The 12,553-nt window shown below is 53.2% G+C and carries 9 protein-coding genes; all 9 read right to left on the bottom strand.

What is annotated here, in order from left to right:
* Positions 1-20: 20 nt before the first annotated feature.
* A complete protein-coding gene (rpoC, locus tag NA197_RS22585; protein WP_000653965.1) occupies positions 21-4,244 on the bottom strand; it encodes a DNA-directed RNA polymerase subunit beta' in 4,224 nt (1,407 codons plus the stop codon).
* Positions 4,245-4,320: 76 nt separating this feature from the next.
* Entirely contained in the window at positions 4,321-8,349 is a 4,029-nt protein-coding gene (gene rpoB / locus NA197_RS22580; protein WP_000263105.1) for a DNA-directed RNA polymerase subunit beta, read from the bottom strand.
* Positions 8,350-8,666: 317 nt separating this feature from the next.
* A complete protein-coding gene (rplL, locus tag NA197_RS22575) occupies positions 8,667-9,032 on the bottom strand; it encodes a 50S ribosomal protein L7/L12 (RefSeq protein ID WP_000028882.1) in 366 nt (121 codons plus the stop codon).
* Between the two features lie 66 nt (positions 9,033-9,098).
* Positions 9,099-9,596 carry a 50S ribosomal protein L10 gene (gene rplJ, locus NA197_RS22570; RefSeq protein WP_001207203.1) on the bottom strand — a complete coding sequence of 166 codons (498 nt, stop codon included), beginning with the start codon at positions 9,594-9,596 and terminating at the stop codon, positions 9,099-9,101.
* A gap of 419 nt (positions 9,597-10,015) precedes the next feature.
* Positions 10,016-10,720 (bottom strand): 50S ribosomal protein L1, encoded by a 705-nt coding sequence (gene rplA, locus NA197_RS22565; protein ID WP_001096676.1) that lies wholly within the window; start codon positions 10,718-10,720, stop codon positions 10,016-10,018.
* 3 nt (positions 10,721-10,723) lie between these two features.
* Entirely contained in the window at positions 10,724-11,152 is a 429-nt protein-coding gene (rplK, locus tag NA197_RS22560; RefSeq protein WP_001085926.1) for a 50S ribosomal protein L11, read from the bottom strand.
* A 157-nt stretch (positions 11,153-11,309) separates the two neighbouring features.
* Positions 11,310-11,855, bottom strand: a complete 546-nt coding sequence (gene nusG / locus NA197_RS22555; RefSeq protein ID WP_001287521.1) for a transcription termination/antitermination protein NusG — start codon at positions 11,853-11,855, stop codon at positions 11,310-11,312.
* 1 nt (position 11,856) lies between these two features.
* Positions 11,857-12,240 carry a preprotein translocase subunit SecE gene (gene secE, locus NA197_RS22550; RefSeq protein WP_001275691.1) on the bottom strand — a complete coding sequence of 128 codons (384 nt, stop codon included), beginning with the start codon at positions 12,238-12,240 and terminating at the stop codon, positions 11,857-11,859.
* Between the two features lie 229 nt (positions 12,241-12,469).
* A partial coding sequence (locus NA197_RS22545) for a hypothetical protein (protein ID WP_000740160.1) occupies positions 12,470-12,553 on the bottom strand: 84 nt, incomplete at its 5' end.

The following is a 12,553-nucleotide window of genomic DNA, read 5'->3' as shown; positions in this document are numbered from 1 at the left end:
ACCCCTCCACCATTTAACGATTACTCGTTATCAGAACCGCCCAGACCTGCGTTCAGCAGTTCTGCCAGGCTTGCAGATGCATCTTCCGCAGTGACCTGCGGTGTTGCTGGCTGCTCGCCCGCGGCGCGACGGCGCATACGATCCTGGTGGTACGCATAACCGGTACCGGCCGGAATCAGACGACCCACGATAACGTTCTCTTTCAGGCCGCGCAGTTCGTCGCGTTTACCCGCAACGGCTGCTTCGGTCAGGACACGCGTGGTCTCCTGGAACGATGCGGCAGAGATGAACGATTCGGTTGCCAGAGACGCTTTGGTGATACCCAGCAGATCGCGGGAGAAGGTAGCCCCCACTTTGCCGTTCGCTTCCAGCTCGCGGTTAGCGATCTTGACGCGAGAGTATTCAACCTGTTCGCCTTCCAGGAAGTCGGAACTACCGGCGCTTTCGATGGTCGCTTTACGCAGCATCTGACGAACGATAACTTCGATGTGTTTATCGTTAATCTTAACGCCCTGCAGACGGTATACATCCTGAACTTCGTTAACAATGTAACGCGTCACAGCATGAACACCACGCAGACGCAGAATGTCGTGCGGCGCTTCCGGACCGTCGGAAATCACATCACCACGTTCTACACGTTCCCCTTCGAACACGTTGAGCTGACGCCATTTCGGAATCATCTCTTCGTACGGGTCACTACCATCAACCGGCGTAATCACCAGACGACGTTTGCCTTTGGTTTCTTTACCGAAGGAAACGATACCTGCGATTTCAGCAAGGATTGCCGGTTCTTTCGGACGACGCGCTTCGAACAGGTCGGCAACGCGCGGCAGACCACCGGTGATATCCTTGGTACCGCCGGATTCCTGCGGAATACGCGCCAGGGTGTCACCAGAACTGATCTGTACGCCATCTTCCAGCTGTACAATCGCTTTACCCGGCAGGAAGTACTGCGCAGGCATATCGGTACCCGGGATCAGAACGTCATTACCCTGAGCATCAACGATTTTCAGCGCCGGACGCAGATCTTTACCACCGGTAGTACGTTCAGCCGAATCCAGAACCACCAGCGAAGACAAACCGGTCAGTTCGTCGGTCTGGCGCGTAATGGTCTGACCGTCGATCATGTCAGTGAAGCGGATGAAACCACTCACTTCGGTGATAACCGGCATGGTGTGCGGGTCCCAGTTTGCCACGGTTTCGCCGCCGGCAACCTGCTCGCCATCACCTTTCGCCATGACAGCGCCATAAGGCACTTTATAGCTCTCTTTGGTACGACCGAATTCGTCGATCAGCTTCAGTTCGGTGTTACGGGAAGTGATAACCAGTTTACCGCTGGAGTTCACAACCGACTTCACGTTGCTGAGCTTGATGCTACCTTTGTTCTTAACCTGGATGCTGGATTCAGCAGCCGCACGCGATGCCGCACCACCGATGTGGAACGTACGCATCGTCAGCTGTGTACCCGGTTCACCGATGGACTGTGCCGCGATAACGCCGATAGCTTCACCTTTGTTGATGATGTGGCCACGCGCCAGGTCACGACCATAGCAGTGCGCACATACACCAAAGTCGGTGTCGCAGGATACAACAGAACGCACTTTAACGGCGTCAACGGAGTTTGCTTCCAGCAGGTCACACCACTGTTCGTGCAGCAGCGTGTTGCGTGGAACCAGAATGTCCGCGGTACCCGGTTTCAGCACATCTTCCGCCGTCACACGACCCAGAACGCGGTCACGCAGCGGCTCTTTCACGTCGCCACCCTCGATAACCGGGGTCATCAGGATACCTTCGTGCGTACCACAGTCATCTTCGGTCACCACCAGATCCTGCGCGACGTCAACCAGACGACGGGTCAGATAACCGGAGTTCGCGGTTTTCAGTGCGGTATCCGCCAGACCTTTACGCGCACCGTGCGTGGAGATGAAGTACTGGAGTACGTTCAGACCTTCACGGAAGTTCGCGGTGATTGGCGTTTCGATGATGGAGCCATCCGGCTTCGCCATCAGACCACGCATACCTGCCAGCTGACGAATCTGTGCCGCAGAACCACGCGCACCGGAGTCGGCCATCATATAGATGCTGTTGAAGGAGACCTGCTGCTCTTCCTGGCCGTCACGGTTAATCACGGTTTCGGTTTGCAGGTTATCCATCATCGCTTTGGATACACGATCGTTCGCCGCAGCCCAGATATCGATAACTTTGTTATAGCGTTCGCCAGCGGTTACCAGACCAGACTGGAACTGCTCCTGGATCTCAGCAACTTCAGCTTCCGCCTCAGAGATGATCTCGTGTTTTTTCTCCGGGATGACCATGTCATCAATACCAACGGACGCACCTGAACGCGCTGCATAAGCAAAGCCGGTGTACATCGTCTGGTCCGCAAAAATAACGGTCGGTTTCAGGCCCAGAATACGGTAGCAAGTGTTCAGCATTTTGGAGATCGCTTTCTTGCCCAGCGCCTGGTTGACGATGGAGAAAGGCAGACCTTTCGGTACGATCATCCACAGAATGGCGCGACCAACGGTCGTGTCTTTCAGGCTGGTGTGCGCAACGAATTCGCCGTTTTCATCTTTTTCATATTCAGTGATACGCACTTTAACGCGCGCATGCAGAGAGGCCAGACCTGCGCGATAGATACGCTCAGCTTCTTTCGGGCCAGTCAGCACCATGCCTTCGCCTTTGGCGTTAACACAGTCACGGGTCATGTAGTACAGACCCAATACCACGTCCTGAGACGGAACGATGATAGGTTCGCCGTTCGCCGGAGACAGGATGTTGTTGGTAGACATCATCAGCGCACGCGCTTCAAGCTGGGCTTCCAGCGTCAGCGGTACGTGAACAGCCATCTGGTCACCATCGAAGTCGGCGTTATATGCCGCACAAACCAGCGGGTGCAGCTGGATAGCTTTACCTTCGATCAGTACCGGTTCAAATGCCTGGATACCCAGACGGTGCAGAGTCGGTGCACGGTTCAGCAGTACCGGGTGTTCGCGGATAACTTCGTCAAGGATATCCCAAACGACAGCTTCTTCGCGCTCAACCATTTTCTTCGCGGCTTTGATAGTGGTGGCCAGGCCACGCAGTTCCAGTTTGCCGTAGATGAACGGTTTGAACAGCTCCAGCGCCATTTTCTTCGGCAGACCGCACTGATGCAGACGCAGGTATGGACCTACGGTGATTACAGAACGACCGGAGTAGTCAACACGCTTACCGAGCAGGTTCTGACGGAAACGACCTTGTTTACCTTTGATCATGTCGGCCAAAGATTTCAGAGGACGTTTGTTAGAACCGGTGATCGCACGACCGCGACGACCGTTATCCAGCAGGGCGTCAACCGCTTCCTGCAGCATACGTTTTTCGTTACGTACGATGATGTCCGGCGCAGCCAGATCCAGCAGACGCTTCAGACGGTTGTTACGGTTAATGACGCGACGATACAGATCGTTCAGATCTGACGTGGCGAAACGACCACCATCCAGCGGAACCAGCGGACGCAGATCTGGCGGCAGAACCGGCAGAACGGTCAGGATCATCCACTCTGGCTTGTTGCCAGACTGAACGAAGGCTTCCAGTAGTTTGATACGCTTGGTCAGCTTTTTACGCTTGGTTTCGGAGTTGGTTTCGTTCAGCTCTTCGCGCAGAGTTTCACACTCTTGCTCCAGATCCATGCTCTTCAGCAGGGCCTGGATAGCTTCCGCACCCATCTTCGCGTCGAATTCGTCACCGAACTCTTCCAGCGCGTCCAGATACTGCTCTTCAGTCAGAATCTGTTGACGTTCCAGGTTGGTCATACCGCCTTCGATAACCACATAAGATTCGAAGTACAGTACGCGTTCGATATCGCGCAACGGCATATCGAGCAGCAGACCGATACGGGACGGCAGCGATTTCAGGAACCAGATGTGAGCAGTCGGAGACGCCAGCTCGATGTGGCCCATACGCTCACGGCGTACTTTGGTCTGGGTCACTTCAACGCCGCACTTCTCACAAATAACACCACGGTGTTTCAGGCGCTTGTACTTACCGCACAGGCACTCGTAGTCTTTTACCGGCCCAAAGATACGGGCGCAGAAAAGGCCGTCACGCTCAGGTTTGAACGTACGGTAGTTGATGGTTTCCGGCTTTTTAACTTCACCGAAAGACCATGAACGGATCATGTCTGGCGAAGCCAGAGCAATTTTGATCGCATCAAACTCTTCGGTTTTAGTCTGCGCTTTCAGAAACTTTAATAAATCTTTCACGGATTTGCTCCCGTCGGAGTTAGCACAATCTGGTGTCGGGTTTTACCCCGACACCAGTGACCTGTTTGAGCGAGAATTACTCGTCTTCCAGTTCGATGTTGATGCCCAGCGAGCGGATCTCTTTCAACAGAACGTTGAAGGATTCCGGCATACCCGGTTCCATCTGATGGTTGCCGTCCACGATGTTCTTATACATCTTGGTACGACCGTTCACGTCATCAGACTTAACGGTGAGCATTTCCTGCAGGGTGTAGGCGGCGCCGTAAGCTTCCAGCGCCCACACTTCCATCTCCCCGAAGCGCTGACCACCGAACTGCGCCTTACCACCCAGCGGCTGCTGAGTAACCAGGCTGTAAGAACCGGTAGAACGCGCATGCATCTTGTCATCAACCAGGTGGTTCAGTTTCAGCATGTACATGTAACCGACGGTTACCGGACGTTCGAACTGTTCACCCGTACGGCCATCGAACAGGGTGATCTGACCGGAGGTCGGCAGGTCGCCCAGTTTCAGCAGCTCTTTGATTTCCGCTTCTTTCGCACCGTCGAACACTGGTGTGGCAATCGGCATACCTTTGCGCAGGTTTTCTGCCAGACGCAGCACTTCATCATCGCTGAAGGTGCTCAGGTCGACTTTCTGACGAACGTCGGCGCCCAGATCGTAGGCACGCTGGATGAATTCGCGCAGTTTGGCGACCTCCTGCTGCTGTTTCAGCATGGCGTTAATCTTGTCGCCAATACCTTTCGCAGCCATACCCAGGTGGGTTTCCAGAATCTGACCGATGTTCATACGAGACGGTACGCCCAGCGGGTTCAGTACGATGTCTACCGGTGTGCCGTTTTCATCGTAAGGCATGTCTTCGATCGGGTTGATCTTAGAGATAACACCCTTGTTACCGTGACGACCTGCCATCTTATCACCCGGCTGGATACGGCGTTTAACGGCCAGATAGACCTTCACGATCTTCAGCACGCCCGGCGCCAGATCGTCGCCCTGGGTGATTTTACGGCGCTTCGCTTCAAGTTTTTTCTCGAACTCGTGTTTCAGTTCGTCATACTGCTCAGCCAGTTGTTCCAGCTGATTTTGTTTCTCTTCGTCGGTCAGACCGAGTTCCAGCCAGCGGTCGCGCGGCAGTTTGTCGAGCTTCTCAGCTTCAACGCCGCCGGACACCAGCACCGCACGGATACGGCTAAACAGGCCCGCTTCGAGGATCTGCAGTTCTTCAGACAGGTCTTTTTTCGCCTGCTTGAGCTGCATCTCTTCGATTTCCAGAGCACGTTTGTCTTTTTCTACGCCATCGCGAGTAAAGACCTGAACGTCGATAACCGTACCGGAGACACCGTTAGGTACGCGCAGAGAAGAGTCTTTAACGTCAGACGCTTTCTCACCGAAGATCGCACGCAGCAGTTTCTCTTCCGGCGTCAGCTGGGTTTCACCTTTCGGCGTCACCTTACCGACCAGAATGTCGCCGCCGGTTACTTCCGCGCCGATGTAAACGATACCGGATTCATCCAGTTTGGAGAGCGCAGCTTCACCCACGTTCGGGATGTCAGCGGTGATCTCTTCCGGCCCCAGCTTGGTGTCACGGGACACGCACGCCAGTTCCTGAATGTGGATGGTGGTGAAACGGTCTTCCTGGACAACACGCTCGGAAACGAGGATGGAGTCTTCGAAGTTGTAGCCGTTCCACGGCATGAACGCCACGCGCATGTTCTGACCGAGCGCCAGTTCACCGAGGTCGGTGGACGGACCGTCTGCCAGCACGTCGCCGCGCTCAACCGGCTCGCCCAGAGACACACATGGCATCTGGTTGATACAGGTGTTCTGGTTAGAACGGGTGTATTTGGTCAGGTTATAGATGTCGATACCTGCTTCACCCGGGTACATCTCGTCTTCGTTAACTTTGATAACGATACGGGACGCATCCACGTACTGAACAGTACCGCCACGTTTAGCTACTGCAGTAACACCGGAGTCGACGGCGACAGCACGTTCCATACCGGTACCCACCAGCGGCTTGTCAGCGCGCAGAGTCGGAACCGCCTGACGTTGCATGTTCGCACCCATCAATGCACGGTTGGCGTCATCGTGTTCCAGGAACGGGATCAGGGACGCACCGACGGAGACCACCTGCTGGGTGGAAACGTCCATGTAGTCAACCTGGTCGCGGCTGAACAAGCTGGATTCGCCTTTGCTACGGCAGGTCACCAGATCTTCTACAAAGTGGCCTTCGTCATCCAGGTTGGAGTTCGCCTGAGCGATAACGTAGTTGCCTTCTTCGATAGCAGACAGGTAATGAATTTCGTCAGTGACCACGCCATCAACCACACGACGGTACGGCGTCTCAAGGAAGCCATATTCGTTAGTCTGTGCGTACACGGACAGGGAGTTGATCAGACCGATGTTCGGACCTTCCGGCGTTTCGATAGGACATACGCGACCGTAGTGCGTCGGGTGTACGTCTCGAACTTCGAAGCCTGCGCGTTCGCGGGTCAGACCGCCTGGGCCGAGTGCGGAGATACGACGTTTGTGCGTAATCTCAGACAGCGGGTTGTTCTGGTCCATAAACTGAGACAGCTGGCTGGAACCAAAGAACTCTTTCACTGCGGCGGAAATCGGCTTGGCGTTGATCATATCCTGAGGCATCAGGGTATCCAGATCGCCCAGAGACAGACGCTCTTTCACCGCACGCTCTACACGCACCAGGCCAACGCGGAACTGGTTTTCCGCCATTTCGCCGACGGAACGGATACGACGGTTGCCGAGGTGGTCGATATCATCCACTTCGCCTTTACCGTTACGGATATCGATGAGCTTCTTCATGACATCAATGATGTCGTCTTTGCTCAGGATACCGGAACCTTCGATTTCGTCGCGCAGCAGAGAACGGTTGAACTTCATACGACCCACCGCAGACAGGTCATAGCGGTCTTCGGAGAAGAACAGGTTCTCGAACAGGCTTTCAGCCGCTTCGCGAGTCGGCGGCTCACCAGGGCGCATCATGCGGTAGATTTCTACCAGCGCGCTCAGACGATCGTTAGTTGGGTCGACGCGTACCGTTTCAGAAATGTACGGGCCGTGGTCCAGATCGTTGGTAAACAGCGTTTCGATACGCTTGTGGCCGGACTGGCTCAGCTTAGCCAGCAGATCCAGGCTCAGCTCCATGTTCGCCGCGCAGATCAGCTCGCCAGTGGATTCGTCAACGTAGTCTTTAGAGACGACTTTACCTGCGATGTACTCAACCGGAACTTCGATATGCTTGATATCGTCTTTTTCCAGCTGACGGATATGACGCGCGGTAATGCGGCGGCCTTTTTCAACGTACACCTTGCCGTTAGCTTCGATATCGAACGACGCAGTTTCGCCGCGCAGACGTTCTGGAATCAGCTCCATCTGCAGCTTGTTGTCGCGAATTTCGAAGACGACTTTCTCAAAGAACAGGTCAAGGATCTGCTCAGTGGTGTAGTTCAGCGCACGCAGGATGATGGTCGCAGGCAGTTTACGGCGACGGTCGATACGCACGAACAGGTTGTCCTTCGGATCGAATTCGAAGTCCAGCCAGGAACCACGGTAAGGAATGATGCGCGCGTTATACAGCACTTTACCCGAAGAGTGGGTTTTACCTTTGTCGGAGTCAAAGAAGACGCCCGGACTACGGTGCAGCTGAGAAACGATAACACGCTCAGTACCGTTGATAACAAAGGTACCGTTGTCGGTCATGAGCGGAATTTCGCCCATGTAGACTTCTTGTTCTTTAATGTCTTTAACGGTGCCTTCCGGCGCTTCGCGCTCGTAGATCACCAGACGCAGTTTTACGCGCAGCGGTGCGGAATAGGTCACGCCACGGATCTGACATTCCTGAACGTCAAACACCGGTTCGCCAAGGCGGTAGCTGACGTACTGCAGCTCGGAATTACCGCTGTAGCTCTGAATCGGGAACACGGAACGGAAGGCTGCTTCCAAGCCGTACTGCCCTTCAGGATCTTGCTCGATAAACTTCTGAAACGAGTCAAGCTGGATAGAAAGGAGATAAGGTACATCCAGAACTTGTGGACGTTTACCAAAATCCTTACGAATACGTTTTTTCTCGGTATAGGAGTAAACCATAGGGTTCCTCAGCTCGCTGACAAGTCGACCCATCTGTCCTGCGGGGGACAGTTTGTGCAACACTATTTTGTTGACCGGAAAATGGATACTTTCCGCAATGCCTGTTGCTATCACGCTTAAACCATTTCATTGCGATTTACACAGAACGTACGCTCTGTCGCAGTATATTAAGTCGTCGATAGAAACAAGCATTGAAAGGCACAGCAGTAGTCAAACAGTGTGAAACGCTACTGGCGCCTTACAGCGCAAAAAGGCTGGTGACTAAAAAGTCACCAGCCATCAGCCTGATTTCTCAGGCTGCAACCGGAAGGGTTGGCTTATTTAACTTCAACTTCAGCGCCAGCTTCTTCCAGAGATTTTTTCAGTGCTTCAGCGTCATCTTTGCTCACGCCTTCTTTCAGAGCGGCCGGAGCAGATTCTACCAGGTCTTTAGCTTCTTTCAGACCCAGGCCAGTTGCGCCACGTACTGCTTTGATAACAGCAACTTTGTTAGCGCCAGCAGCTTTCAGAATTACGTCGAATTCAGTTTTTTCTTCAGCAGCTTCAGCCGGGCCAGCAGCTACAGCTACAGCAGCAGCAGCGGAAACACCGAATTTTTCTTCCATTGCAGAAATCAGTTCTACAACGTCCATTACGGACATAGCGGATACTGCTTCAATGATTTGATCTTTAGTGATAGACATTTAAATTGTTCCTGAATATCAGAATAAGTTTATACGTAAGCAAATGCTTGATAAAGACAACTGCGATTACGCAGCTTCTTTTGCATCGCGTACAGCAGCCAGTGTGCGAACCAGTTTGCCAGCCGAAGCTTCTTTCATGGTTGCCATCAGGCGTGCAATTGCTTCTTCGTAGGTCGGCAGAGTTGCCAGGCGGTCGATCTGAGACGCCGGGATCAGCTCACCTTCAAAGGCTGCAGCTTTGACCTCAAATTTTGCATTCGCTTTCGCGAACTCTTTGAACAGACGAGCAGCAGCGCCCGGGTGTTCCATAGAGTATGCAATCAGGGTCGGACCAACAAACGTGTCTTTCAGGCACTCGAACTGAGTACCTTCAACGACGCGGCGCAGCAGGGTGTTACGAACAACACGCATGTATACGCCAGCTTCACGACCTGCTTTACGCAGTTCAGTCATTTTATCTACAGTTACGCCACGGGAATCCGCAACTACTGCAGACAGCGCGCCTTTGGCTACTTCGCTGACTTCAGCAACAATCGCTTGTTTGTCTTGAAGATTTAAAGCCATTAGCTTTGCTCCTGGATGTTTGCCGGAACTCATGTTCCGGAACTCACTTCACTCATCTCAACGAGAAGAGCGTCTTAATACGGTGAGCAGAAACAAGCCAGAGTATCAAAAATAATCTTAGCGTTCTGTCACCGTCTACGCAGGGGATTAAGCCTCTTGCGAGACGCCTGCGGTCTTCGACGGAGGCCTGGATAGGCCAGGCTCCAACGAACAAATTCTTTCTATGACTTCGTCCTTTGAACCGCAGCTGTGTTAGCTGCGCTCGTTCACACCAGTCACATAGTTAACTATGCTCCTGGCGACTCACTCACTTGCTGCCTTGCTGCAATTCAAATGACTCGCATAGTACTCTGTTATATTTCAACAGAATCGTGGGGGTAAGATTGTAGACAAAATCACCGCCCACGTAAAGACTAATCTTAGTTCGCAGATGCGCTCAGACCAGCCTGATCAACGGCAACGCCAGCACCCATGGTGGTGGAGATGCTAACTTTCTTGATGTACACGCCTTTCGCCTGGCTCGGTTTTGCTTTTTTCAGCGCAACCAGCAGAGCTTCCAGGTTTTCTTTCAGTTTGTCAGCGTCAAAGTCCACTTTACCGATGGTGGTGTGGATGATGCCGTTTTTGTCGTTACGGTAACGAACCTGACCTGCTTTAGCGTTCTTAACCGCTTCAGCAACGTTCGGAGTTACGGTACCGACTTTCGGGTTTGGCATCAGGCCGCGCGGACCCAGAACCTGGCCCAGCTGGCCAACAACGCGCATTGCATCCGGGGATGCGATAACAACGTCGAAGTTCATTTCGCCTTTCTTGATCTGGTCAGCCAGATCTTCCATACCTACCAGCTCAGCGCCAGCAGCTTTAGCTGCTTCAGCGTTCGGGCCCTGGGTAAATACGGCAACGCGAACAGAACGGCCAGTACCGTGCGGCAGTACAGTCGCGCCACGAACGTTCTGGTCAGATTTACGAGCATCGATGCCGAGGTTAACGGCAACGTCAACGCTTTCGTTGAATTTAGCAGTGGCCAGCTCTTTCAGCAGGGCAATAGCTTCGTTGATGTCGTACTGTTTGGTCGCATCAACTTTTTCACGGATCACGCGCATACGCTTGGTCAGTTTAGCCATTTCTTAGTCCTCCACTACCAGGCCCATGGAACGTGCAGTACCTTCGATGGAGCGAGTCATCGCTTCAATGTCGGCACCGGTCATGTCGGCAGCTTTGGTCTGCGCGATTTCCTGCAGCTGAGCGCGGGAAATTTTACCTACTTTGTCTTTGTTCGGCTTGCCGGAACCAGACTTGATACCAGCCGCTTTTTTCAGCAGAACAGCTGCCGGAGGCGTTTTGGTAACGAAGGTGAAAGAACGGTCAGCGTAAACGGTAATAACAACCGGAATCGGCAGACCTTTTTCGATGGAATCCGTTTTTGCGTTGAACGCTTTGCAGAATTCCATGATGTTCACACCCTGCTGACCCAGTGCTGGACCAACCGGCGGACTCGGGTTCGCCATACCAGCTGCAACCTGCAGCTTGACGTAGGCTTGTACTTTCTTAGCCATTCTAAATTCCTCGAATTGGGTAGTATCGCTTCAAAGAAGCTCCCCGTGATAAATATCGCTTTATGGGCATAAGGCCCATAAAAACAAAAGGCGCGAAATTGTATGTCAATTTCGCGCCCTATGCAACGATTAGATCGCTGCTTTTTTGATCGCAGCCTTACGCTTTCTCAACCTGGCTGAAGTCCAGCTCTACCGGGGTCGCACGACCGAAGATAGAAACAGACACTTTCAGGCGAGACTTCTCATAATCGACTTCTTCGACAACGCCGTTAAAGTCTGCGAACGGACCGTCGTTAACACGAACCATTTCACCCGGTTCAAACAACGTTTTCGGCCGCGGCTTATCGCCAACCTGCTGCAGGCGGTTCATGATCGCATCGACTTCTTTGTCGCTGATCGGCGCCGGACGGTCAGAGGTACCGCCGATAAAGCCCATCACACGCGGCACGCTGCGCACCAGGTGCCAGCTTGCGTCGTTCATGACCATCTGGACCAGAACGTAACCCGGGAAGAATTTGCGTTCGCTTTTGCGACGCTGGCCGCCACGGATCTCAACGACTTCTTCAGTCGGCACCATGACTTCGCCAAACAGCTCTTCCATATTGTGTAATTTGATATGCTCGCGCAGCGATGTGGCTACGCGGCCTTCAAAACCGGAAAACGCCTGAACGACGTACCAGCGCTTTTTAGGTGCTTCAGACATCTCAGAACCTCAGGCCAGTGATAAAGGATACCAGGCGAACCAGAATACCATCCAGTCCCCACAGGATCAGTGACATAACTGCGGTAACCGCAGCGACGATCAGCGTGGTGTGCAGCGTTTCCTGGCGAGTCGGCCAAATGACCTTACGGACTTCGGTTCTCGCTTCACGGGCAAAAGCAACGGTTGCTTTACCTTTTGTCGTCAACAGCGCGACACCACCCGCTGCAGCAATCAGAATTACTACGGCCAGCGCACGCAGCGGCAGCATCATGTCGCGATAGAGGTAGTTGCCGACGATTGCGACGATCAGCAATATGGCAACAACTATCCACTTCATCGCTTCCAGGCCGCGCCCGCTCCCTTGAGCTTCGGTATTCGCACTCATAAACCAACCTGTCAGAAGTATTCTACAAACATTTTCACCCCGCAATCGCGAGGCAATCCAAATCGAAACGCTTATTCGCCTTTCGGATTATACGCCCTCTACAGAGCCTGTCTCAGCAATGATTATGACAAATAAAATCACTGATGAGCCAGGTTCTGGTGTGAAAGCGTGCAAAAAGGGCATCAAATGATGCCCTTTTATTGCGCATTGCGTCAAATGTTATCAGCGATTAGCCGAGAACTTTAGCAACAACGCCCGCGCCAACGGTACGGCCGCCTTCACGGATTGCGAAACGCAGACCGTCGTCCATTGC

Source organism: Salmonella sp. NW884 (assembly GCF_051700745.1).
In the GTDB taxonomy this organism is placed as follows: domain Bacteria; phylum Pseudomonadota; class Gammaproteobacteria; order Enterobacterales; family Enterobacteriaceae; genus Salmonella; species Salmonella enterica.
The sequence above is the reverse complement of the archived record's forward strand: the minus strand, read 5'-3'. Positions and strand labels throughout refer to the sequence as shown.